This window comes from Alkalinema sp. FACHB-956, from assembly GCF_014697025.1.
In the GTDB taxonomy this organism is placed as follows: Bacteria; Cyanobacteriota; Cyanobacteriia; order Leptolyngbyales; family Leptolyngbyaceae; genus Alkalinema.
Genome location: NZ_JACJRC010000011.1, coordinates 55,506 through 80,433, shown reverse-complemented (window position 1 = coordinate 80,433; position 24,928 = coordinate 55,506). Strand labels below are relative to the sequence as shown.

At 48.6% G+C, this 24,928-nt stretch carries 15 protein-coding genes; 9 read left to right on the top strand and 6 right to left on the bottom strand.

The features are described from left to right. The first annotated feature begins 124 nt into the window (after positions 1-124). The 3 genes from modA (at position 125) to H6G21_RS13670 (ending at position 5,607) form a co-directional block, all read left to right on the top strand. Entirely contained in the window at positions 125-955 is an 831-nt protein-coding gene (gene modA, locus H6G21_RS13680) for a molybdate ABC transporter substrate-binding protein (RefSeq protein WP_190573975.1), read from the top strand. Between the two features lie 54 nt (positions 956-1,009). Continuing rightward, a complete protein-coding gene (gene modB, locus H6G21_RS13675; RefSeq protein ID WP_190573974.1) occupies positions 1,010-2,974 on the top strand; it encodes a molybdate ABC transporter permease subunit in 1,965 nt (654 codons plus the stop codon). 971 nt (positions 2,975-3,945) lie between these two features. After that, positions 3,946-5,607 carry a helix-turn-helix domain-containing protein gene (locus H6G21_RS13670; protein ID WP_190573973.1) on the top strand — a complete coding sequence of 554 codons (1,662 nt, stop codon included), beginning with the start codon at positions 3,946-3,948 and terminating at the stop codon, positions 5,605-5,607. Between the two features lie 54 nt (positions 5,608-5,661). On the opposite strand, the gene H6G21_RS13665 is transcribed toward H6G21_RS13670, so the two are convergent. From H6G21_RS13665 to xdhA, 3 genes are read right to left on the bottom strand one after another with little or no spacing between them, the layout of a single operon-like run. Continuing rightward, positions 5,662-6,861 (bottom strand): XdhC/CoxI family protein, encoded by a 1,200-nt coding sequence (locus H6G21_RS13665; RefSeq protein ID WP_242041817.1) that lies wholly within the window; start codon positions 6,859-6,861, stop codon positions 5,662-5,664. Positions 6,862-6,919: 58 nt separating this feature from the next. Continuing rightward, on the bottom strand, positions 6,920-9,241 hold the full coding sequence (gene xdhB, locus H6G21_RS13655) for a xanthine dehydrogenase molybdopterin binding subunit (RefSeq protein WP_190573972.1): 2,322 nt from the start codon (positions 9,239-9,241) through the stop codon (positions 6,920-6,922). A gap of 4 nt (positions 9,242-9,245) precedes the next feature. After that, a complete protein-coding gene (gene xdhA / locus H6G21_RS13650) occupies positions 9,246-10,709 on the bottom strand; it encodes a xanthine dehydrogenase small subunit (protein WP_242041816.1) in 1,464 nt (487 codons plus the stop codon). Between the two features lie 77 nt (positions 10,710-10,786). Here xdhA and guaD point away from each other — a divergent pair, with 77 nt between their 5' ends. The 6 genes from guaD (at position 10,787) to H6G21_RS13620 (ending at position 21,320) form a co-directional block, all read left to right on the top strand. Further along, positions 10,787-12,229: a guanine deaminase gene (gene guaD / locus H6G21_RS13645; protein ID WP_347278019.1), complete on the top strand. Its 1,443-nt coding sequence runs from the start codon at positions 10,787-10,789 to the stop codon at positions 12,227-12,229. A 302-nt stretch (positions 12,230-12,531) separates the two neighbouring features. After that, positions 12,532-13,374, top strand: a complete 843-nt coding sequence (locus H6G21_RS13640) for a hypothetical protein (RefSeq protein ID WP_190573971.1) — start codon at positions 12,532-12,534, stop codon at positions 13,372-13,374. 524 nt (positions 13,375-13,898) lie between these two features. Continuing rightward, entirely contained in the window at positions 13,899-15,767 is a 1,869-nt protein-coding gene (locus tag H6G21_RS13635) for a mechanosensitive ion channel family protein (protein WP_190573970.1), read from the top strand. A gap of 24 nt (positions 15,768-15,791) precedes the next feature. After that, positions 15,792-16,595, top strand: coding sequence for a tryptophan-rich sensory protein (locus tag H6G21_RS13630; protein WP_190573969.1), 804 nt, complete (start codon positions 15,792-15,794; stop codon positions 16,593-16,595). Between the two features lie 406 nt (positions 16,596-17,001). Further along, positions 17,002-18,078 carry a glycosyltransferase family 4 protein gene (locus tag H6G21_RS13625; protein ID WP_190573968.1) on the top strand — a complete coding sequence of 359 codons (1,077 nt, stop codon included), beginning with the start codon at positions 17,002-17,004 and terminating at the stop codon, positions 18,076-18,078. Between the two features lie 794 nt (positions 18,079-18,872). After that, positions 18,873-21,320 (top strand): amylo-alpha-1,6-glucosidase, encoded by a 2,448-nt coding sequence (locus tag H6G21_RS13620; RefSeq protein ID WP_190573967.1) that lies wholly within the window; start codon positions 18,873-18,875, stop codon positions 21,318-21,320. A 110-nt stretch (positions 21,321-21,430) separates the two neighbouring features. On the opposite strand, the gene H6G21_RS13615 is transcribed toward H6G21_RS13620, so the two are convergent. The 3 genes from H6G21_RS13615 to H6G21_RS13605 all read right to left on the bottom strand — a co-directional run bounded on the left by H6G21_RS13615 (position 21,431) and on the right by H6G21_RS13605 (position 24,889). After that, positions 21,431-22,618 carry a zinc ABC transporter substrate-binding protein gene (locus tag H6G21_RS13615; protein ID WP_206755609.1) on the bottom strand — a complete coding sequence of 396 codons (1,188 nt, stop codon included), beginning with the start codon at positions 22,616-22,618 and terminating at the stop codon, positions 21,431-21,433. Positions 22,619-22,770: 152 nt separating this feature from the next. Continuing rightward, positions 22,771-23,463: a phosphoribosyltransferase gene (locus tag H6G21_RS13610; protein WP_190573966.1), complete on the bottom strand. Its 693-nt coding sequence runs from the start codon at positions 23,461-23,463 to the stop codon at positions 22,771-22,773. Positions 23,464-23,572: 109 nt separating this feature from the next. After that, positions 23,573-24,889 (bottom strand): CapA family protein, encoded by a 1,317-nt coding sequence (locus H6G21_RS13605; RefSeq protein ID WP_190573965.1) that lies wholly within the window; start codon positions 24,887-24,889, stop codon positions 23,573-23,575. Positions 24,890-24,928 lie beyond the last annotated feature (39 nt).

Genomic DNA, 24,928 nt, shown 5'->3' with positions numbered 1-24,928 from the left:
CTGCTAGACTTTTGCTAAGCGAACTTCAGGCTTAACTTTTAATTCTGTCTTATAGCAAATTGCTTTCCCTTGGCTACATTGAGGACTCAAAACATTCAGGCTTGAGAAAGGATTACAAATGGGTATGCGGCTTACTTCCAAAAAACAGATTTCGGTCTTCCTCGGATTGGTTGTTGCCCTAGGTATCGTCGTTACGGCTTGTTTCCCGAATGGTTCCCCTAATACCGCGTCAAAATCGCCTTCTCCTCCCTCCCAACCCTCGATCGACCTCACGGTGTCCGCCGCCGCCAGCCTGACCAATGTGCTCCAAGAGATTGCACCGCTGTATCAAGAATCTAACGCCACAGCAACGGTTCGCTATAATTTTGCCAGTTCTGGTGCGTTGCAACGGCAAGTTGAACAAGGATCTCCTGTAGATGTTTTTATTGCAGCAGCAGCAAAGCCTTTGAATCAACTGGAGGCGAAAAATTTAATTGTTCCTGGGAGTCGGCGAAATTTGCTGAAAAATCGCATGGTGTTGATTGTTCCAGCCAATCAATCCGGTGTTAGCAATCTGCAAGGTCTGACCCAGGATGAGGTGAAACGGATTGCAATCGGGGATCCTGCAAGTGTTCCCGCAGGACAGTATGCTCAACAAATCCTCGAAAAACAGGGTCTTTGGAAGACGTTGCAAGCTAAATACGTCCTTGCCAACAATGTGCGGCAAGTGCTGCAATTTGTTGAATCTGGTAACGCCCAAGCGGGTTTGGTTTACCTGACGGATGCTAAGACCACCAACCAAGTCAAAATCGTTGAAACGATCGCCGACAATTTGCACGATCCGATCGTCTACCCGATCGCCGTCATCAAAACCAGCAAACATCCTGAAGCGGCTACCGATTTCTCTAACTTTCTTTCCAGCCCGATCGCCCAAAATAGATTTACCCAAGCTGGATTTGAGATAGTGCCCCGTTAAGGATTGGGGTATCAGTTCGATCGTGTTTCTCTGTCTTTTATTCTTCTTTTTTCGATGCAGCCGAGTGAATTTGATCTTTCTCCTCTGTGGATCTCTCTCAAAGTTTCCAGCGTTGCGACGGTGGTTACTTTTTTGCTAGGGGTCACTGTAGCCTATCGCTTGGTTCATTATCGTGGGCAATGGCGTTCTTTCTTGGATGGTCTGTTGATTTCCCCCTTAATTTTGCCGCCAACGGTTGTGGGGTTTATTTTGCTGCAACTGTTTGGTCAACAAGGCCCGATCGGGCAACTGCTCCGTGCACTTAATACAGAGATTATTTTTACCTGGTATGCCGCCGCGATCGCGGCTACAGTCGTAACGTTTCCCTTGATGTATCGCACCGCCTTGGGAGCCTTTGAGCAGATTGATGGGCACCTCCTGCAAGCGGCCAGAACCCTTGGGGCATCGGAAGCTGAAATTTTCTGGCGAATTAGCCTACCCCTAGCCCTTCCTGGCATTCTGGCTGGGGCAACGTTAGCCTTTGCGCGGGGGCTGGGGGAATTTGGTGCAACATTGATGCTTGCGGGCAATATTCCCGGTGTCACGACGACCATTCCCCTGGCGATTTATCGTGCAGTGGAGGCCGGAGAAAACCAACAGGCGTGGTTCTGGTCGGGTGTGATTCTTTCTATTTCTTTATCTGCGATTGCGGTGATTAATCTATGGTCATTTAACCGTTATTCCCAGCGACTAGTGCAGAGAACACACCGCTATCAATCTAGCGATTCTATCAAGCGGGTCTTCCGTTCTTTCTGGCGATCGCTAAAGTCACCCCGAAGTGATTTCCTTAAGCCAGTCAGCCATCTAATCTGGGAAAAAAAGTCTCGGCGATCGCAACATCGATTTACTGCACAGTCTACTCATTCAGGACTCTCGATCGAGCTGTGTAAAGAGTTGCCTGACTTTACGCTCCAAGTCAAATTTTTAGCTGACAATCAGCCCTTGGGAATTTTAGGGGCATCGGGATCGGGCAAAAGTATGTTGTTGCGCTGTCTTGCGGGAACAGAGACGCCGACGGCAGGCCAGATTATTTTGAACGGGCGAATTTTATTGGATTCCCAACGGGGCATTAACGTACCCAGCCAAGATCGGCGCATTGGTTTTATTTTTCAGAACTATGCCCTGTTTCCCCACCTGACCGTGGCGCAAAATATTGCCTTTGGCCTACCGAAAACCCTGGTCAAATCAGCCATTCAGCAGGAAGTCACCCACTATCTCAGCCGCATGGGATTAACGGGTTTGGCCGATCGCTATCCCCATCAATTGTCCGGCGGTCAACAGCAGCGGGTGGCCTTGGCCCGTGCCCTCGCCAGCCAGCCGGAGGTGCTGCTGCTGGATGAGCCATTTTCCGCGCTGGACACCCACCTCCGTAGCCAATTGGAGCGTGAGTTAATGACGACCCTCAGCACCTATTCCGGCGTCACGTTATTTGTCAGCCACAACATGGAAGAAGTTTACCGCATTGCCCAAAATTTACTCGTGTTGGAACAGGGACAGGCGATCGCCCATGGGTCGAAGCAGGAGATTTTTGAGCATCCCAAATGTGCCAGTATTGCCCAACTGACGGGGTGTAAAAACTTTTCCCGCGCCATTCCGGTGGGGACCCAGCAAGTCCAAGCGATCGATTGGGGCTGTGATTTAACGGTGCTGGAACCGATTCCAGAGCGCCTGAGCGCGATCGCCATCCGTGCCCACCAAATTACCTTTGTTCCAGTTCCGACTGCACTCAGTCCGCCTGTGCTCAGTCCGCTCAGCTCTCCTAACCCGAGCTTGAATACGTTCTCCTGTTGGCTAACGGCGACGAGTGAAACCCCCCACCGGATGACGCTCTATCTCAAACTCCATCACCCGCCGACCCATGCTGGGGATTATCATTTGCAGGCAGAAGTGTTTAAAGAACGGTGGGAACAGCTAAAAGACCAGCCCTTGCCCTGGCAAGTCCACCTGAATCCGTTACGGCTCAATGTGCTGGAAGCATAATGGCCCATGGAGTGGGTATAGGCTCGATCGGATGTTGCGGAGATTGGAGCAACCACGATCGGGTAATCACGATCGGGGCGACTATAGTCAAAGTAGCCATAATCAAAACAGCCATAATCAAAACAATCATAGTTTGGGTTGCCCTGGTCGCCCTGGCCCACGATCGGGGTAATCGTGAATACATTAAATCCTGATTAAGAAAATTAAATAAATCGGGAATTGCTTAGTAGGAACAAATACACATCCCAATTCTGATTAGAACTATAGATAGTTAACTATAGATAGTTAATTTCCTTTGTTTGTGCGGCTCGATGGTTTGCGCGGCTCGATGGTTTGCGCGGCTCGATCATTCTGCTGGATCGTGCTAGTCAAAGGTGCTAGTCGATCGTGCAATTGCTGGAGATTCCTTGATTCCCATGGTCTAATCCTTACTCTAAAAATGTTTTGCTAAGTAAAAATGTTTTGCTAAGTAATACTTTATTGTAAAAATAATTTGCTAGGTAATGCTCGCTCAATCCTGCTTTGCTGAGTTACGAGTCATGCCTTGCTGAGTTACGCAGTGTTTCGCTAAGTTATAAAATGCTTTGCTCGGTTACGGTCAGCTTGATATCAGTCGTTCCAACTGATTGCTCTAAATGCTTGAGTGTCTTTTATGCGTGTTCTTGACAGTTGTGCCTTAGGCTAAATTGATTGATCACTGCTACAGATTCGATTCCTAGCTTCCCTTATTAAAGGGGAATTCAGTCAAATTCTTTCACAGTCCCCCTCTTATTCAGGGGAGGATTTGGGGGAATCGTGATGTGTTGCAATCACAAATTGATTGGGGATATTGATTGGGGATATTGATTGGGGATTAGCTCATTCTGCTCTAGTCAGCTAGCTTTCAGTCAGCTCAGAGAATCCGTTTTTCTAGTTTTTCTGGCAATTCTCAATTGAGTTCTGGCTCACTGTCTCTTTTGCTCTCCCATACTATGCCTTATACGATTCACAATCACTGTACTCAATGTGGTATTTGCGTACCCGAATGTCCCATGGGTGCGATTCAAGTGGAACATCAGCATTATTGGATCGATCCGGCACTCTGTGATAATTGTGCAACGGTTGCTGGAGGGCCACAATGCGTTGTTCATTGCCCGATCGACACGCCTCCTTCTCCGTTGGAAGCTAAAAAAGGACGATGGAAAGAAAACGATCGCGTGGCCACGAGTCCGAATTTATTTCTCAATGGTAAAACAAATACCTTTGCTTCTGCGATCGTGATGTGGGAAGGCTGTAATCTGTTGGCACAACGGCAATCGTTACCCTGGCAACGGGATGCCACCGGAACGTTTTATTACGAACGCCAAGTTAAGCAAGGTCGAGGGCGACTACGGTTTTGGTTGCGGGCAGAAGCCTTCAGTCTCATGGCAGCGGGCACTGCTCCATCCCCATCGCCTCCAACCGTTGCAGCCAATTCCTGCGCAGCCAAGGCCCCAGCTGCGATCGCAAGTATCGAAAAGTTGGACATTCGGTCAGCCTGTTTACATTTGATTTATGCTGCCCACGCCGTTGCCTTAGATCATCCTTGGGAACAGACTTTTGTGATCAGCGATCGGCAAATTGAACAGTACTTGGGCTTGGATAAGCGTAGGGATTTGAATAAAACGGCCAAAATCATTTTAATTCGTGAATTGGTGCAGCAGTCCTGCGGATTGGATGTAGAAGTCCATTGGCCCCAGCAAGGCAGGATTCCTAAATTCTCGATTCCCCGTGCTCCCCTGTGGCACCTGCAAGAAATCCAGCCCAGTCTTCAGGAAGATGAGTCTGGCCGTCGGCATTTAGTGGGAATGACCTTTCATATCCAAGCGGGGCAATGGGCAAAATACTTTTTAAATCAATCCGGCTGTCAGGAGGGATCGGCCTTCTATCAATACGGACTCTTGCCCAAATCCTTGCTCCAGACGGTGATGGGAATGTGGCAACAGCATGAAGGAGCCGCCCGAATCATGCTGTGGTTTCTGTTTAAAAGCAAATTGGGAATGGAGCAGCGGATCACCGTGCCTACGTTGATGCGGGTCGCCTATGGTCAAGAAAAACTACAACAAGGCTATTCCCACCGAGAAGATCGTAAGCGACTGCTACGCACGTTTGAGGGCGATCTGGAAGTCCTGAATCACTATGGCTTGAAGCCGATATTTGATCCAGAAACCTATCCCCCTGAAATCCAGCCGCTCTGGGCGAAGTTGGCTGATTTACCGGAGGATGCTGAGGAAGCTTTGGAATTTTGGATGATGGATGGCGGCAATTCATCCCGTTTAACGGATGCGGCTCCTCGGGGTAAATGGAACCGTTTGATGCAGGCTCGTATTCTTCGGTTGGAGATTCCCCCAGATTGGCAGCAACGCTCAAGCAAGCGAGACAAACAACGGAATCGATCGCGCGCTAAAACGGCGAACAAGAAAACGGTAACAACGCCACGATCTCTGTCTGGAGAACAAATTGTCGCGGCCAGGAAACAGTTAGGCATGAGTCAGCGCAGCTTGGCTGAGAAGACGGGCAAGAGCCAAAGCTGGATTCGGGATGTGGAGAATGACCGATTCCGCATCAAACTCCAGGATCAGAATCTCTTGAAAAAGGTATTAGGATTGTCGTAAGCAAAAAAATTAGATTAACGATAGAGATGATTAACTAGAAATACGATAATAATGCTACGGTGAACATTTTTGATCACGATCGCGACGCCGAATTTGAATCATTTCTGCTGTAATACTAACTGCAATTTCTTCAGGAGTCAGTGCACCAATGTCTAAACCGATCGGGGCATGAATGTGTTGCAGCCACTGGCTAATCTGTAGTTCAGAAAGTTCGCTGAATTCCTGAGCGACCTGAGCTTGCACTGCTTGCAATACCTGCTGCACTCGTCGCTGACTGCCCATCATGCCAATGTAATGACAAGGGATGGCTTTGGTCATGATTGCTTGTAATGCCTGCACATCATGCTGATAGCCTCGGGTCAGCAATGCAATATATAGTGCAGAATGGTGATTAAGTTGCGCGATCGTCTCTGCGATCGAAGTCGTAAAAATTCGAGTAGCTTGGGGATAATGATCCGCGTTGGCCCAATCCCTCCGATCGTCCTGTACCATGACCTGAAACCCTGCAATATCAGCTACTTTAGCCAGTTGAATTCCACAGTGTCCGGCTCCAATAATCAATACCGTCGGCTGGGGTTGGATAACTTCGACAAAGGCATCCAATGCCTCTCCTTCACAGTTTTGATTCCCCCTAGCCCCCGCGCTACGCGCCGCTAAAGCTAGAAACAAAGGGGGAACCGGATTATTATTAATCAAAGTCCCCCTTTTTAAGGGGGATTTAGGGGGATCGATATTCAAAGTCCCCCTTTTTAAGGGGGATTTAGGGGGATCGATATTCAAAGTCCCCCTTTTTAAGGGGGATTTAGGGGGATCGAATTGATCGACAATCCAAGGCGATCGCTCACTCCCATAGGGCGTCACCAGCGTAATCGATCGACCGGCCTCTAAAGCTGTTAGGATTTCCTGCACGATCGCCCGTGCCTCATTTCCAGCCCAGCGTTCCAGCCAGACCTGCATTCTGCCGCCACAGATCCCTTCCTTGGGGCTGATTGGGTTGGCTGCTTTGAGGTGTCCCGATAAATCAATCTCGACCCGCTGCTTAATCCCCGTTTCGAGAACTTGCAATGCGTGTTGAATAACCTTAGCTTCCCCTGCACCCCCCCCGATCGTTCCTTGAATGGTTCCAGCAGCGTTTACAAACATTTTCGCACCGATTTCTCGCGGTGTTGATCCGGATACTTCAACCACCGTTGCTAAAACCACTGCTTCCGTTTGTAAGGTGTTTAAGAACAAATGATAGAACGATCGCGCCATGCTGTGATCTAACCTGAATATAACCTCTAGCTAATTTATCGTTGACATTAGCGTAAATTTAACTGACAATCTCAACCTCTGCTGTGATTTGCTCGATCGCAGTTAGAATTTTCTCTGGTGTGGCAGGAGAGGCTAGGGCTACCCTGGTAGGAGAGTGACCAAAGGCCGCGATCGCTTCCCGAATCGCCTCTCGCACCGAAATGGCCAGCATCAGCGGCGGTTCTCCCACGGCCTTACTGCCATAGATCACACCCTCCTGCGCTGCTCGTTGCAACAGATGGACGTTGAAATTTTCTGGAACTTCGCGAATCGTTGGAATCTTATAGGTGCTGGGCGCATGGGTTCTCAAACTGCCCCGATCGTCCCAGACCAACTCCTCCATCGTCAGCCAACCCATTCCCTGCACAAATCCCCCCTCAATTTGCCCCCGATCGATTAACGGATTCAGTGACTCGCCCACATCATGGACAATGTCCACTTGCCGCAGCTTAAACATGCCCGTTAAGCCATCAACTTCGACTTCACTCACTGCCGCACCATAGGCGAAATAGTAAAAGGGATTGCCTTTGCCGGTTTCCGGATTCCAGAAAATAGTGGGTGTACGATAGTAGCCCGTTGCAGATAGGCTAACTCGATCGTCGTAGGCTTTTTGCACAACTGCTTCAAAGGTGATTTTTCGTGTGTTGTCTCGTGCGTTATCTTCCGTGTAATAAATCCAATCCTCGGCAAACTCTAAGGTTGCATCCTCGGGTAAATCTAACAAACGAGCCGCGATCGGTTTTAAGCGAGCCTTCAAGGTTTCACAGGCGTCTTTAACCGCTTGGCCATTCAAATCCGATCCACTGGATGCAGCGGTGGCTGAGGTATTGGGTACCTTATCCGTACTGGTGGGCATCATGCGAAACCGCTGAAGACTGACCCCTAGGGATTTTGCGGCTACCTGTAGCATTTTAGTATGCAAGCCTTGCCCCATCTCAGTACCACCGTGGTTTAACTGAATACTACCATCGGTGTAAATGAGAACGAAAGCACCTGCCTGATTATATTGCACTTTATTAAAGGAAATTCCAAATTTTACAGGCGTGATGGCTAAGCCTCGCTTTTTATCAACACTAGTGTGATTGAATTGAGCAATTTCCGATCGACGCTGGGAAAAGTTCGATCGATCTAGTAATTCCTGCCAGACCCGATCGAGGCGATTATCCCCAATCTCTTGCCCGTAATGGGTGGTATTCCTTTCCCCGGAACCCCGATAGAAATTGCGTTCCCGAACCTCCTCCGGCGGTAACTGGAGTGTCCGAGCAACCCGATCGATCACCTCCTCAATCACCACCATTCCCTGCGGCCCGCCAAAGCCCCGAAACGCCGTGTTGGAGACCTTATGGGTGTTGGCAATCCAGCCCTGCACTGTCAGATGGGGAATATAGTAGGCGTTATCCACGTGCACCATCGCCCGCAACAGCACCGGAGGCGACAGATCCAAACTCCAGCCCCCATCGGCGTAGAGCTTGACCGCCAGTGCTGTAATCTGCCCCTCTGCCGTAAATCCGACCTCATACTGTCCCAGGAAGGCATGGCGTTTTCCGGTGAGAATCATGTCCTGTTCCCGTTTCAGCTTGACCCGCACGGGCTGCCCGGTTTTGTAAGCTGCGATCGCGGCCACTGCCGCAAAGGGATTGGCCTGGGTTTCCTTGCCCCCAAAGCCACCGCCCATCCGCAAACAAGTCACCACCACTTGATTTTTGGCAATGCCCAACACCCGCGCTACGATCGCCTGGGTTTCCGTGGGATGTTGTGTGGAGGAATAGACTTGAAAATGCCCTTCGCCATCGGGAATCACCCAACTGGTGTGGGTTTCCAAGTAAAAGTGATCCTGACCTTGGATCTCTAATGCTCCGGTTAAACGATGGTCGGACTGAGCTAGCGCCGTTTCGACCGCCCCACGACTAATTTGGGTAGGTTGGCCATGGAAGCGATCGGCAGCAATGGCATCGGCGATCGAGAGAATGGCAGGCAAGGGTTCATATTCAACTTGAATGATCTCCGCAGCCCGTTGAGCCGCAATATCTGTCTCAGCCACAACCCACAGCACTGCCTGTCCCCAATAACTAATTTCTTCGGTGGGTAATAGAATTTCATCCGCTAGAATGACTCCTGTGTTATTAATTCCAGGAATATCCGATGCAGTGACTACTGTAACGTAACCATCAACCTTTTCTGCACCACTAAGATTAATAGTTGTGATTCTCGCATGGGCATGGGGAGCCATCACGGGATAGAGTGATAACATTCCGACGGGAGGCCGTTGTTCGTCGGTATACACTGCCTTGCCTGTGACATGTCCGATCGCGCTTTCATGGGATTTGGATTGATGAATCATTGGTTTACCTCCCCCCCATGTCGATAAAGAATTTTTCAAATAGATTGGCGACTAACGTTTTTCGGTAATGGGCGCTTCCTCGCAGATCACTCAATGGCGTAAAACAGTCGTGTAACCTGGGTTTACAGGCCCTCACGGTTTCCCTTGTCCACGGTTGGCCGATTAAGTCCTGTTCGATCGCGATCGCGCGAATGGGTGTAGCAGCAACGCCGCCGTAGGCCAACCTGGCATGGACGATCGTGTTGTGAGCATCGAGATCGATCGTAAATGCTGCGGCCACAATACTAATATCATCGGTGCCCCGTTTACCAATTTTATAAGATTGGCTGTGGCGTTGTGTGGTTTCTGGTGTCAGCGTTGTCGGAATTTCAATCGATCGAATTAACTCGCCCGGTTGCAGTACAGTTTTTCGATAGCCTGTAAAGAATTCTGCGATGGGCACCCTGCGGACTCCGTCCAAACTCACCAATTCCACTATCGCATCTAGCGCTAGTAAAACCGGGGGCAGGTCACCGATCGGAGAGGCCGTAGCCAGATTGCCACCCATGGTAGCGCGGTTGCGAACCTGCTGGGCTGCAAACCAGACTAACATTTCATCTAGGCTAGGGAAGTAACCATGTAATTTTGTTTTGAGATGACTTAGGGAAACGCTTGCACCAATGCTGAACGAATTTTCTAGTTGCTGAATTTCTTGCAATTCTGGAATGGCTTCTAGGGCAATGATTGTTGGAAACGATCGACGACGGTGGCTCAGGTCAAGCCCCAGATCCGTTCCCCCGGCCAGCACCACCGCATCGGGATACTGGTGCAACAGTTCTAAGGCCGTTTGCAGTTGGGTCGGACGATAGAAGCGCTCCGTGGGGCTAATGTAAGCAAAATCGTTTCTGGGCGCAGCATAATTGGCGAGTTGCGCAGAAAATCGATCGCGGGGAGTTGCTGGATCTGGCTGAGTTAATTGCTGGCTGAGTTGCTGAGCCGCCCGCCGAATCGGTAAATAGCCCGTACAGCGGCAGAGGTTGCCCTCTACGGTTTCATCCGGGATTGCCCCATCGGCCCCATAGTAGGCCGCAAACAAACTCATAATAAAACCAGGCGTGCAGTAGCCGCACTGGGAACCGCCCGTTTCCACCATTGCTGCTTGGACAGGATGCAACCGCTCTGCCTCCGCCAAACTCTCTACCGTAATCACTGTTCGTCCAGCGATCGCGCCGATGGGAATCAGACAACTGTTAATTGCGTGGTAGGTGGGTTTTCCCTGGGCATCTTGCCCCATGACTGCCACTGTACAGGCCCCGCAGTCCCCGTCTCCGCAGCCTTCCTTCGTGCCCGATCGCCCCGACTGTTGCAAATATTGTAAAAGCGTCATCGTAGGCGACACGGCAGAGAGGCGCACGGTCTGGCCGTTCAGGGTAAATTCCAAAATCTGAGATTCTAAATTATGAGATTGCACGGCATCGGTCATCGGCATTTAACTCGAATCAACAACCATTTTCTCAAAGCGTTATTAAAATTGTAGAAGGAATTCAATCATGGGAGAAGCCCACGGTGAACCAAAACACCCAAAACCTGTCCCCAAGGCTCAATCAAAATTTACAAAGTTCCGGTTCGCAGGTGGAGTTATCTGAATTAACTGGAATTCGGGGGGTATTTTTGGATTGTATCAATGATCCTTTTAGTAATGGCTCCAATGATAGTCTAGACAATCCCAGCGCAGAAAATTTAGAAAGTTTAGAAAACAGTAGTATTCGTTACATTCCCGATGGGCTGTTGGTGCTGAATCAAGGGCATATCCATGATTTTGGAGCCTATTCAGCTTTAGCCGATCGCTACCCCAATTTGACCCTGACCCATTACCCCGATCGGTTAATCACCCCCGGCTTGATCGATATCCACCTGCACTATCCCCAAACCCAGATGATGGCGGCCTATGGGGAGCAATTATTGGACTGGCTAAATCAATATACCTTTCCGATGGAGCAAAGCTTTCAAGATCCAGAACATGCGGCCCAAGTGGCCAATTTTTTTGTTGAGGAACTTCTGCGCAATGGCACTACGACGGCTGCCGTCTTTGCAGCGGTGTTTCCAGGGTCGGTGGATGCGTTGTTTGCCGCAGCCCAGGCTCGCAATTTACGGCTGATTACGGGGAAGGTGATGATGGATCGCCACGCTCCACCGGGCTTGCTGGATACCGCCCAATCCGCCTACGAAGACAGCCAGCGATTAATTGAACGCTGGCATGGGGTCGATCGCTTGGGCTATGCCGTCACGCCTCGCTTTGCACCTACGTCCACGCCCCAGCAACTTCAATTGGCAGCCCAATTGCTAGCGGAATTTCCAACGGTTTATTTACACACCCACCTGTCGGAAAATTTGGATGAATTGGCTTGGGTGCAAGAACTCTTTCCTGGTAGTGCAAGTTACCTAGATGTGTACGATCGCTTTGCATTAGTCACATCTCGATCGATCTTTGCCCATTGCATTCATCTTTCCGATGTGGAATTTGATCGTCTAGCGGATGTTAATGCGGCCATTGCCTTTTGTCCTACGTCAAATTTTTTCCTCGGTAGTGGTTTATTCAATATCCAGAAAGCGAAATCTGAAGGACGATCGATTAACGTGGGACTTGCCAGCGATGTGGGGGCAGGCACCAGTTTTTCGATGCTAAAAACCGCTGCAGAAGCCTATAAGGTCGCGCAACTCCAACACCAAACACTCTCTCCCTTTCAACTGTTCTTTCTAATGACCTTGGGCGGAGCGCGATCGCTGCATTTGGCCGATCACATTGGTAATTTTGAACTTGGAAAAGAAGCGGATTTTGTTGTCTGGAACCTCCAAGCTACTCCCCTCATGGCTTTTCGCAATCCGGGGCCATTACCCACTACGTTCCGGGAACTCTCCGATCGACTGTTTAGTTTATTAGTACTCGGGGATGATCGGAGTGTCAGCGCAACCTATATTATGGGTCAGCAACAATTTGATTCCGTATAGGACTTGGGAAAAATTACCCAAAAATTAACTACATAATTTTTCTCGATCGAAACATACTACTGCTGCATAAGTGGAGATTTACCAGCCTACTTATACTCATCAAACCTAGCAAGTGTATTAAATCTAGCAAGCGCATTAAAGCCTTCTCAGCTTGATAATACGCCAGGATTGATTTTGCAGTCAGATATTGACTGTTAATTCCTATTAGCTCCCTTAGGACAAGGTAAATTATGAAATTCCACAGAAATGTTCTCAAAAGAAATGTTCTCAAAATTGCTACATTTTCTGTACTCAGTACAGTGATGACGATGACATTGGCCAATACAACTATTCAGCGATCGCTTGCCATTCCCAACTGCGATCTCAATCCCGATGCTCCCATTTGTAATCCCACCCCCAAACCGCCAAAACCACCTCAACAGTACGGCACCGTTACGATTCCCGGACTGGCTCTCTTATATGTTGCAGGCCAAGTCAATGCCCAAATTCAAGATACACAACTCCATCTGAATAATCTTAATGGGAATACGTCTTTTCTACGCTTGCCTACTACATTTGGGGGCGGCCAGTATCCCTTTACAATTCCAAAAAAAGTGGTGGATCTTGACTGCGGATGGATTTGCCCAGATTTGGGAAATGCTAATTTCTACGTCAATGACTGGAATCTGAACCAAACTCAACTCAGTTGGCAAAGTCCAAATTTTGTTTTGAGTCTGTCCTTTGAAAGCTCTGGACGAGAAATCAAAGGATATCATACGGGTGCTGTAGATTTAGGAGATGATGCAATTCCCGATGTTAATATTGACAATGCTCGCTTGGATGTGAAAATTCAACCTATTTTGGTGAATGGCTTGATTAGCTACAAGGTAGTAGATGCCACATTGAATGGAACAATCCAAGCAACTAGTGTGTGCAATGTCTTTGGTGTAGATGTTTGTAATTCTTTATTTGATTACAAAGATATGATTCGATCGACGGTTGATACCCAAATCCGTAATCGACTGAATGATCCAGAGCTACGCCAACAAATCGATGCGATCGTGCAGCCCCAACTGGCACAAATGGGCGTTCCCCGGTTTGGAACGATTACGACCAGCAGTGTTCGAGCCGATGGAAACAACTTGGTTTTTGTCTATCCGAAGTAGATTTCCATAGTAGATTTCCATCCCTCAGTCGCAATTGATCCTGTTAAATTTGTCGTGGCAGGAGTAGGCGAACAAATAAAGTAACAGGTCAGGCGACAAGTGAGGTAACAAGTAAGGCAACAAGTAAGGCGACAAGTAAGGCAACAAGTAAGGAGCTAGCAATACCGAGGATCGTCAAACTCGGTGGTACAGAGTCGTTTGCCGAGAATATTTTCAGCAATTGTTTCTAGCATGACTAGTCTAGCAAAAATTAATTGTTGCCTCTTTCCTCGCTCTAGTCCTTCCAAACAGCTTATTTCTCTAAACAACGTAGAACAAATAACGTAGAACGCTTCCAGAAAATGCGATAATTGACCTATGTATCAAAAGGAATAATCTAATTTCTGTCGATCGCCGACTCTGAACCCTCTTTGGGAAGATCGCAAATCAGCGCATCTTCTTTACACTGGAAAATAGTTTGTAACCCCTTTTTAAGGGCTCAAGGGTTACATGTTCAGGGGTTACAGATTTAGGGATTACAGAATATGCGACGACTGCAATACCAGAAATATTGGAACGCCCATCCGGCTCGATTATTAGCGATCGTGGGCCTGATGTTTGTTCTAATATGTCTTCCACTTTCCTTGGCAGCCGCCCAAGAAAATACTAGTACTCCACTAAATAATAGCTCGCAAAATAATCAAGAATTCAATCATCAAAATCATTCCAAAACTAATAATCAAAACTCTACTTCATCATCACCGACTAATCCATCTAATAAGCTAGGCCAAATTTCTTTACCTGCTCTAGCAAGCGTTTTAGACCGATTTGATGCCAGTCGAGTGGATACGGCTACCATTACGTTAGACGGCTACGCACTATTCACGATCGCCACTCCTGCAACCCAGGCATCATCTGATACCGAGAATGGCTCAGCGGCTCAACGGGCTCAGCGGATTGAGTCAACCCTGCAAGAAATCGTCAATCAAGGGCGTCCTCAATCCTTGGACGTTCGTTTAAAAATTGATGATCCAACAAATTTGCCTATTGTTTATATTAATGAAAAATATTTGATGACCGTGACGACTCTGGATGCGGATGCCCAGGGTCTAGAGCCGCGATCGCTGGGTGAACAAATTCGCCAGACGCTCCAACAAGCCTTGGAAAAAGCCTTCCGAGAACGCCAGTCAGACTACTTGTTGCAGCAGGGCGGAATCGCGGCGATCGTGGGACTTGGCTGTATTGCGCTAAGTTATGGGCTGGCTAGGTGCCAATCTCGCAGTCGTCAACGTCAACGCCAACTTTCGGAAGAACTCTCCGCTGTACAAGGAATTCCATCTCCTACGGAGAAATTGACGGTGGCAGTTACGGAGCAGCAACAATGGCAGCAAATGCAGCTTCAACAGCAGCTGAGCTGGCAAAAGTTGAAAACTCGCCTATATGGTTTGGGACGATTTATCATTTGGATGCTCGGCCTTGCTTACTTATTTGAACTGTTTCCGCAGACGCGATGGCTGCGAACTATTTTGCTAGCAATGCCTTTAAAGCTTTTGGGAATTGCCCTGGGTGTCTATTGTTCTATTCGGCTCAGTGATGCAATTATCGATCGAATCATTACTTCAGTCTTCCAAGATAAATGGGCTTTAGATCAATTTAGTCATCGCCTATCCATTCGCTTAAATACTCTCTCTAGAGTTCTCAAAAGTGCCCTTTCTCTACTAATTGTGAGTTCAGGGGGTCTTCTCTCCTTGGCCATTGTGGGGGTTGATTTAATTCCCGTCCTAGCAGGGGCCGGTATTATTGGTCTAGCAGTTTCCTTTGCCTGCCAAAGTTTGGTGAAGGATGTGATTAATGGGTTGCTGATTCTGCTGGAAGATCAATATGCTGTCAGCGATATTGTGAAAATCGGGGAGGCAACGGGAAGTGTGGAAAATATGAATCTACGGATTACTCAACTACGGGATGCGGAAGGCCGACTGATCACGATTCCCAATAGTTCGATTAACATCGTTGAAAATCTGTCTAAAGACTGGTCGCGAGTTGATTTAACAGTAGAAATTGACTATCAATCCGATCCCGATCGCGCACTTTCACTCTTAAAAACCATGGCCCAAACAATGTATCATGAGTCACCTTGGAATCAAAAGATTCTGGAACCTCCTGAGGTGTTAGGGATCGATCGAATTAATCACGTTGGCTTGCAAATTCGGATCTGGTTAAAGACCCGTCCCCTAGAGCAATTTGTTGTGGCTAGGGAGTTCCGGCGGCGGCTGAAGCGATTGATGGATCGAGAACAGTTGGGAATTGGTATCCCCCAGCAACGACTGGACACACCGATTATTCACCTAGAAACGAACTCAGTAGATTCCGATCGAACCCACAGTTTCTCTAATTTCCACACTCAATCCACCTAGCATTCACTTAGTCGTGAGGTTCTTATGTCACTGCCTTCTGTATCCTATTTATCGAAAAGGCCCCTAGCGATCGCCACACTAATCGCCACCTTTGGCGCGATCGGGGCTAATTTTTGGTTTAATCGCTTTCCGCCCCAAGGCAAAACGATCGCAGAGTTAGCTAACACAACCTATGCTGATGTGCTATTTATTCCAGCTAGCTATGCCTTTGCCATTTGGGGGCTGATTTACTGTGGGTTAATTGCTTTCAGTTTTTATCAGTTGAAGCTTTCCCAGTTAAAGCTATCCCAGCGCTATGAATTCGTCTTTCAAGCCAGACCTTGGCTGATTCTTGCCTGCATCCTGCAAAGTCTTTGGGTTTACACCTTTATTCAACAATTTTTAGCAACTTCTACTGCGATCATGGCTGCATTGCTTTTAACCATTATGCAGTGTTATCGGCTTTTGGGCGTTGGACAAAAAACATTGTCAAATCGCGATCGCTGGCTGCTACATTACCCTTTCAGCATTTATCTAGCTTGGATTAGTGTGGCTACGATCGTCAATGTTTCTATTCTTTTGTATGAAACAGGGTGGAATGGCTGGGGGATAGCTGCCCCTATCTGGACTAGCATCATGATGGGGATTGCGGCACTGCATGCTGGGGCTGTCTACCAGCAGCGCCACGATCGGGCCTATGTCTTAGTGGTGATTTGGGCCTTAATTGCTTTAGTTGTGCGCTATTTGGCATTACCGCTGATTGTTGGGAGCGGCATCATATTCAGTCTAGGTTTGCTAGGGTTACTGTTTCTAGACATTGTGAAAGGAGACCGTCAATACGATCTTTAAAGTAGTCGCTTGAATAGATATTTTTTAATCAAATGTATTCTTAACGACTTTCCTGAATGGTTGCCTTAACCCAGTTCATAGCGTTATGGAACGACTACCTAATCTAATGATATCCATCCAATCTGTGCACCCAGATAGAGATTTTAAAAGTCTCTATCCCCCTTGATAGAACTGCCTTTCACCCCCTTGGGTTAGGAACATCCCTAGGGGGGAACTGATGGGAAGAACGATGGCGAAATTTCCGTACTAGGTCGATCGCAATACCCGAATTGACGAAACCCGGTATTTTTACCTAAATTTTCGTTTAGTATTCCCAAACTTAGCTCTCAATCCAATTAATTCAAACACAACTCTGTTACAGGCAGCATTCAGTTTCTTGTTTGCGTTTTATCTTAGGAGGTTTGCTATGCGGATTGCTCAAATTGCTCCCCTGTGGGAAAGGGTTCCCCCCCCTGGTTATGGTGGAATCGAGCTAGTTGTGGGTTTGCTGACGGATGAACTGGTGCGACGAGGACACGAAGTCACTCTGTTTGCATCGGGTGATTCCGTCACGTTGGCCAAATTAGATTCCGTTCATCCCCGTGCCCTTCGCCTTGATCCTGATGTGCGAGAAGCAGGCATTTATGAAATGCTGCAACTGAGTCAAGTGTACGGACGCGCCCGAGAATTTGACGTGATTCATTCCCATATGGGGTGTGCAGCGCTTCCCTATGCGGGGCTGGTGAAAACGCCTACGGTTCACACTTTGCATGGTATTTTCACCCCCGATAACGAAAAGCTGTTCACCTACGCCAAAGACCAGCCCTATGTCAGCATTTCCAACACTCAACGCGAACCTCGCTTAGGATTGAACTGCGTTGCGACGGTTTATAACGGCATTGACGTGGATAGCCATCGCTTTTATGCGAAGCCTGATGAAGAGCCTTATTTGGCCTTTTTAGGTCGAATTTCTCCAGAAAAAGGGACTCATCTAGCCATTCAGATTGCTAAAGCTGCTGGCTGGAAGCTGAAGTTGGCGGGCAAGGTGGATGTGGTAGATGTCCAGTATTTTGAGCAGGACGTGAAGCCTCTGATTGATGGAAAACAGATTGAATATTTGGGTGAAGCTGATCATGTCATGAAAAATGAATTGATGGGCAATGCAGTGGCAACCCTGTTTCCCATTACCTGGCGGGAACCCTTTGGTTTGGTCATGGTGGAATCGATGGCGGCGGGAACCCCGGTGATTGCCTTCCGCCTAGGGTCTACCCCAGAGGTGATCGCCCATGGTACGAGCGGCTTCCTTTGCGATACCTTGGAGGACTGTGTTGCGGCGATTCCTAAGGCTGCGGAACTCGATCGGGCTGGCTGTCGGAATCATGTCATTCAGCATTTTAGTGTGCAATGCATGACCGATCGCTACGAAGCGGTTTACCAACAAATCCTGGCAGAGCGTTTCGCGCAGAATGGTCATCTCCATCAAGCGACAAGCTTAACTCGATAGTGCCATGGGTCGGATCGCTTATCCGCTAAATGTTAGGAAACCATGAGTGAGTTCGTTAGTGACTGCGTTCGTTAGCTCATTAGTTAGCTTACGAGCTAGCTGATGAGTTAGCTGATGCGGAGATATTCATTCACCGTTACTACATTGTTAAAAAAACATTAGAAAATCGTCGATTCCTCCGAATCTATGTGCCATGTGCTGACATGTTTAACCCTGATCTTCTAACCCTAGTGCTCTAATCCTGATGTTCTAACCCCGGTTTGATTCACAACGTAGATTTGGGCTGCTGTGAGAGGTAAAGGGATCGCATCGACGATTTCCAATACCTCTCTATTAATTTTTAAATAAAAAGATTTCATTCGATAACTAATTGGTTTCGAAATATTTTTGTTCTCTGACATTATTCTCTGATAATTTCTACTGGCAAAAACTTGATATCAGACAATCGTGAGTATTCTTGTCTTCTTTTTGGTGTCTAGTGGGCGTCTAGTGGGCGTCTAGTGGGTGTCTAGTGGGTGTCTAGTGGGTGTCTGTGCCATCACATCCTAGGTGCAACAGGAAGCGGCTTCTCTGGAATTTTGCTGGAATTAAGGTTCTTCTTTTTTGGAATATTCTATAAGTAAAAAATTAAATTCTGCCTCTGCTTCCTTCGCAAAAACGGTTGGAGTTGTAAACTGTAGGTCAGTAATCCAGTTTAGTGCTTGTAATACCCTCACAACACTGAACATAATTTCTTACGAATAAAATCTTCTTTCTTCAGCCCTCTCAATCCATTGCCAAAAGTTCTGTGTCCCATGTCAGATCTTGTTGAACTTAACGGAAAGACATTCATTCCTGCCGATCGCTTACCCATTCCAGAATGGGCCTGTGCGGTGACCGATCGCATGCAACCGACCCTCACCCTTAAGGATGATGATCTATTTCTGATCAGCGATACGCTGGGAAATATCTCCGGTTGCAATGTCGATGAAGCGGTTACGAGTTTAGGGTTATTTTGCCGAGATACCCGGTTTCTGAGTCGGTTAGAACTCCAAATCGATGGTCGATCGCCGATTCTGCTGAGTAGTAATGCCCAGAAGGGGTTTGCTCTCTTTGTCCTTTGCACCAATCCGCGACTGGAAAGTAGTGTCGCTTTTCCCGACGCCCCTGCTGCCCAAGCAGAAAATCAGACGATTCCGGCTGAAACCCTAGGTATTCAGCGGGAAATGGTCTTAAATGGCGGATTATTCGAAGAAATCACCCTGACTAACTACAGTACCCAGACGATTCAATTTGAACTCAGCCTCAGCTTTGATGCTGATTTTGTGGATCTCTTTGAAGTGCGGGGCTTCGATCGCCAGTGCCGAGGACAACTCCTCCGTGAAGTCGAAATCCCTGTAACCCAGTCTCCCTCCAAAGTTCTTGCGGCGGTCTCATCCTCAGACCATTCCGTAGACTCTTTCCGGGAACCTGCTGCGGAGTCTGATCCCAGCGCCCAGTCTGCGCTTCAGTCTGCGCTTCAGTCTGCGCCTCAGTCTGCGCCTCAGTCTGCATCTTATATCTTGAGCCAAGGTCCCTCAGAATTGACGATGGCTTACCAAGGACTGGATGGGTCAGTCATGGAAGCCCAAATTGAATTTCTGCATCGTTTGCCAGATTCCCTAAAGGGCTATACTGCGCTTTGGACAGTCCGACTAGCATCCCATGAAACATTAAAGTTGGGCTATCGGCTGAAAATGCTGATTGACCATCAACCGGCTTCGAATGTTCATACGCCCATGACATTAATGCAAGCCAAAGCAGCGGAATTGTTGGAGGAACAGGAATGGCGATCGGCGATTACTCAAATTCGTACCGACAACAAAGCAATCAACCAAATTATTGAACGGGCGGAACAGGATGTTTATCTGTTGCGGCAAACGTTTGATGCCCGTAAGGTTCTCTCTGCGGGGGTGCCTTGGTTTTCCACCTTGTTTGGTCGCGATTCCATCATCGCTGCATCGCAAACTTTGATTTTAGATCCAACGATCGCTCGGGATACGCTGAATATTTTGGCGCATTACCAGGGCAAGATTGATGATGATTGGCGCGATGAAGAATCTGGAAAAATTCTCCATGAATTGCGGTTTGGAGAAATGGCTCGTTGTCAGGAAATTCCCCATACGCCTTACTATGGAACGATCGATGCAACGCCCTTGTGGTTGATGCTCTATGCAGAATACTACGCTTGGACACATGATTGTGAAACGCTAGAACAGCTGTGGGATAATGCCCTTGCGGCCATGGATTGGATCGATCGTAATTGCCGCGAAACAGGCTATTTGGCCTACAATCGTCGGTCTAAACGGGGATTGCAAAATCAGGGATGGAAAGATTCTGGGGATTGTATTGTCGATCGCCAAGGTCAAATGGCAAAAGGCTCGATCGCCCTCTGCGAAGTGCAAGCCTATGTCTATGCTGCGAAGGTTCGGTTGAGTGAAATTGCACGGATTAAAAAGCGGATTGACCTGGCCGATCGTTGGCAAGAGGAAGCGCGCGATCTGCAAGAACGCTTTAATCGTGATTTCTGGATGGCGGATCTCGATTACTGTGCCCTGGCCCTCGATGGTGAGGGGAATCCCGTTGATAGCATTACCTCTAATCCTGGCCATTGTTTGAATCTTGGGATCTTGACTCCAGATAAGGCCCGTAGCGTTGCGGAACGTTTGCAAGCGCCGGATATGTTCAACGGTTGGGGCATTCGCACCCTCAGTAGTCAATCCCCCGCCTACAATCCCATGGGCTATCACGTCGGTTCTGTCTGGCCCCATGATAATAGTTTGATCACCCTAGGGCTGAGATCGATCGGCTTAATCGATCAAGCTTTAGAAGTCGCCCAGGGCATCCTGGATATGACCCTGCATCAGCCCTACCAGCGTCCGCCGGAATTATTCTGTGGCTATGAACGCATCGGCGACAGCGCCCCCGTGCAATATCCAGTGGCTTGCTCACCCCAAGCTTGGGCAACGGGAACCGTTTTCCAGTTACTGCATATGATGATTAATCTGGTACCCGATGCACCGGGGAATCATGTCCGGATTATTGATCCTGCATTACCCAGCGCCATTCAATCTCTCTCCCTGAAAAACTTACGGGTGGGTTCGACGCTCTTAGATTTGGAATTTGTGCGCGAAGGTGCTGCACAAGCCGATCTTCCCAGCAATGCCACCGCCTGCCGAGTTACCCGCAAACGGGGAAATTTGCGAGTTGTCATTGAGGCCTAATACTGCACAGGTTCCGTCAGTGGGGCATCTAGTCATTGAATGCATATGAGAATGTCCCCTGAAGGTCAGGGGACTCTGCCCGGCTCATGTTCTTTGTTGATCTCGTTCTTTTAGGGAAGCTTCAGGTCTGTAAGGGTTCCTCCTAGCCCTGTTACGATCGTTTTAGTATTGGCCATTAGCATCTCTTCATAGGTTTCTGCACCAGACCCTGCCTCTCCTACCCCATCGGCAAAGAGTGCCCGATCGGCGACTTTGACTCCAGCGTCGCGGGCTACGGTCTGGATCAGCGCTGGGTTTACGGTTTTTTCTGCGAAAATGCTGGGAACTTGGGCGGCTTTGACTGCATCAACTAAGCTTTTTACTTGGGTGGGAGTGGCTTGTTCATCGGTGCTGATGCCTTGGAGCGCGCCTTCCACTGGGATCCCATAGGCTGCGGAATAGTACCCCAAAGCATCGTGAGTCGTAATCAATTTACGGGCATTGGCGGGAATTGTGGCGATCGAGGTTTTGATCCAGCCATCGACCTTGGTTAAGCGATCGGCGATGGTTTTCGCATTTTTGGCATAGAGGGCAGCATTGCTAGGATCAGCTTTGGCGAGGGCTGTTTCAATGACTTTCACCATTTGAATGCCGTTTTGTGCATTGTGCCAAACATGGGGATCGGCTTCTTCTGCGCCCGCCGGTTCTTCTTTTTCTGCGGATTTGCCCTCAGCGGCGTTCTCTGGTTGATCACTATGGCTATCGTGCCCATCGCCGTGGTGATGATGCCCTCCCTGTAAGGGTTTAGGGACTGCTAGTTCGTGGACGGCAAGTTTTGTAATCGAATTGGGTGCGGCTTTGACCAACTGCACAAGGTCGGGTTCAAAGCCATACCCCCCGTAGAAAATAATGTCTGCATCTTCAATGGCTTTTCGATCGGCGGGATTGGGCTGATAGGTATGGGGATCCTGTCCTGCTTTGACTAAACAATTGAGGTTAACTGTGGGTTTATCTGAAGATCGGGCAATCCGTTGGGTTAAGTCGCAGAGCACACTGGTCGTCGCGACAACGTTGAGAGACGCTGGATTGCCTGCTGGATTGCCTGGGGCATTGACGGTGGTGTTAGGGGCATTGGTGGGTGCGTTGGGGGATTGAGTGCCCGTGCAACCCGTTAGCAAACCGAGGGTGGTGGCCCCAGCAACCATTGCCAATACCGATCCGACCTGGCGGAAAGACGCAAGTCCTGTGGAGAAGCCTGTGGAACGATCGGAGGATGGGGTGATCTCAACTCGAGACCGTAGCAAGCGAGGATAATGCATAGACTTCTAATTCAACTTAACTTGAATTCAACTCAACTAGGTTCAGTGGATCACCAGTATTCACCAGCATTCACCGTCGTTGGTGTTCATTAGCAAGAAATGATAATCATTATCATTCTAGGTGTTAATCGTAGAAGTCTGAGGCAGTCCTGTCAATCTTTTGGGTTAGATTTCATGGCTGAATGGGCCGTGGGCCAAGGGGGAAGATCGGAATTGTGCAGCAAGTGACACACTTCTTCATCCGTGGTCTGGGCAAAGTTTTTGTACCATAGCCCGATCGCATGAAAGGGGGTCGGGGTTTCCAGACAAATCACTTGTGTGACCTCTTGGGCGAATTGCTGCACGGTCTCGCGGGGGGCGACAGGTATCGCCACAATGATTTCCGCTGGATGCTGCTGTTCAATCACATGGATGGCCGCCCGCATGGATGCTCCCGTTGCAAGTCCATCATCTACAACAATGACACAGTCGTTCTGGACATTCCAGGGGTCTCGATCGCCCCGGTAAACCCGATCTCGCCGCTGGAGTTCTCGCAATTCCTTGGCTGCGACTTCCTCGATCGCCTGACTGGAAATTTGCCAATCACTGATTAACGGATAATTGAGCCAACGCACTCCATTGGAGGCGATCGCGCCCATGGCCAACTCTTTGTGACCGGGTATCCCTAACTTCCGGACAATACAAACATCGAGGGGGACTTGTAGAACTTTAGCGATTTCGTAGGCCACAGGGACGCCCCCCCGAGGCAAGCCCACCACCACCACATTCTCACGGTGAGTGTATCCTTTGAGCTTTTTGGCCAATAACTGTCCGGCCTCTTGACGATCGTGAAATAGGGTGGACATCTGGGTTGCCTCCGGTGGGATTCCAAGCGCAGTTTGAAATTTCCTCCTGAAAGGGGTCACGCAATCAGGGGTCACGAAATCATGCAATCAGGGGTCACAAGATCGGGCGTCACGAAACATAGAGACAATGTTTGCTAGGGTGACAAACATCAACAACTAGACCTTCTTGGGTTCGGATGGCTTCGGTTTGAAACTCAGCACAGAGAGATTGCATCCGATGGCAGATGGCGTCGAAGACCTCATGCTTGGCTAATTCAATATTGGCATAGTGCAAATGCACTGGAACCATTCTGAGCCGTTGAATGCCTTCCCGATCGAGATCGACTAAGAAAATAAATGACCAATCATTGCGAATGCGGGGATCGATCGGGGCATCGCTCAGAATATCACCCGTGTTGTAAAGAATCAGTTTGCGATGGTAGACTTCCACGGCTTGAAAAATATGTGTTCCATGGCCATGGAGAATATCGACCCCGAGATCGATGAGGCGATGGGCAAGCGATCGGAATTCCTTAGAAGGAGAGATTTCGAGGCTGGGTCCCCAATGGATGGATAAGATGATCAGCTCTACTCCCTCATTGCGTAAGCGTTTGATGGTTTGTTCGATGTGATTTAGCGTGGAGTGGGGGAAATCTGTCGGGGCAGGGGGCTCTTTGAGGGAAGGCTGATCCGTTGAACGATTCAACAGTTCTTGATTTTTCCCGTGAATAGACTGTGCAGTTTTTCCATTCTTCTGATCCATCTTAGCGGAAGTATATTCCCATTCTCCTAACTGTTTTTCTTTTGTATGGTTAAGTGTTTCTTGATGAATGTTCGATCGTATCTTAGGTAATGTGATCGTATTGACATAGCTATGGTTTTGAAGGTGATTTTTATTAGACCTTTCAGGATGCTGATTCTTATCTTGCTTCTCCTGTTGCTTCTCCTGTTGCTTCTCCCCGGAGTGTGGCTGCAAGCTAGGCGTCTCCCGGCCACTATAGGCCAAAATGCCCGTTTCTAGTGAGGCAATATTCAGTCTGATGGGCAGCGCAGCGCGGGTTGCTGTTGTTCCGGCTCCCGCATAGGCAATCTGGGCGGCATCCAAAGACTGCATGGTGTTTCCAAGCCGCTGGTGAGTCCAATCGAGTGTGTGATTATTCGCTAGACTGACGAATTGAATATTGGCTGCTTGTAACAGTTGGGTAGCGGGTGCGCTGAAATCGGTCTCTGATGGAAAGGAGTTTCCCGTTGCCAACGTCACTTCAGAGACAGTCGGCACCGTTGCCTCAATCTCCCCTTCTAAGTTGGCAAAGACCGCTTGCGCTTGTTGGAAAATGGGTAATGCACCGTCCCAAAACGAAACACTCGATCGCCAGCATAAATCTTGCTGAATACCTGCCCCGAGGCGAATATCCCCCACAAATGCCAATGTTACACAGCGATTCATCTGTTCCCTCTCCCCTCTGACAGCTGACGGTTCTTGGGA

Excerpts from the sequence above, each read along its gene's own strand:
- xdhB (WP_190573972.1), bottom strand. The coding sequence starts at position 9,241 with ATGATTCATCAATCCAAATCCCATGAAAGCGCGATCGGACATGTCACA.
- H6G21_RS13620 (WP_190573967.1), top strand. The coding sequence starts at position 18,873 with ATGTCAGATCTTGTTGAACTTAACGGAAAGACATTCATTCCTGCCGAT.
- H6G21_RS13665 (WP_242041817.1), bottom strand. The coding sequence starts at position 6,861 with ATGGCGCGATCGTTCTATCATTTGTTCTTAAACACCTTACAAACGGAA.
- H6G21_RS13615 (WP_206755609.1), bottom strand. The coding sequence starts at position 22,618 with ATGCATTATCCTCGCTTGCTACGGTCTCGAGTTGAGATCACCCCATCC.
- H6G21_RS13670 (WP_190573973.1), top strand. The coding sequence starts at position 3,946 with ATGCCTTATACGATTCACAATCACTGTACTCAATGTGGTATTTGCGTA.
- H6G21_RS13630 (WP_190573969.1), top strand. The coding sequence starts at position 15,792 with ATGTCACTGCCTTCTGTATCCTATTTATCGAAAAGGCCCCTAGCGATC.
- H6G21_RS13625 (WP_190573968.1), top strand. The coding sequence starts at position 17,002 with ATGCGGATTGCTCAAATTGCTCCCCTGTGGGAAAGGGTTCCCCCCCCT.
- modA (WP_190573975.1), top strand. The coding sequence starts at position 125 with ATGCGGCTTACTTCCAAAAAACAGATTTCGGTCTTCCTCGGATTGGTT.
- H6G21_RS13605 (WP_190573965.1), bottom strand. The coding sequence starts at position 24,889 with ATGAATCGCTGTGTAACATTGGCATTTGTGGGGGATATTCGCCTCGGG.
- H6G21_RS13610 (WP_190573966.1), bottom strand. The coding sequence starts at position 23,463 with ATGTCCACCCTATTTCACGATCGTCAAGAGGCCGGACAGTTATTGGCC.
- H6G21_RS13640 (WP_190573971.1), top strand. The coding sequence starts at position 12,532 with ATGACGATGACATTGGCCAATACAACTATTCAGCGATCGCTTGCCATT.
- xdhA (WP_242041816.1), bottom strand. The coding sequence starts at position 10,709 with ATGCCGATGACCGATGCCGTGCAATCTCATAATTTAGAATCTCAGATT.
- H6G21_RS13635 (WP_190573970.1), top strand. The coding sequence starts at position 13,899 with ATGCGACGACTGCAATACCAGAAATATTGGAACGCCCATCCGGCTCGA.
- modB (WP_190573974.1), top strand. The coding sequence starts at position 1,010 with ATGCAGCCGAGTGAATTTGATCTTTCTCCTCTGTGGATCTCTCTCAAA.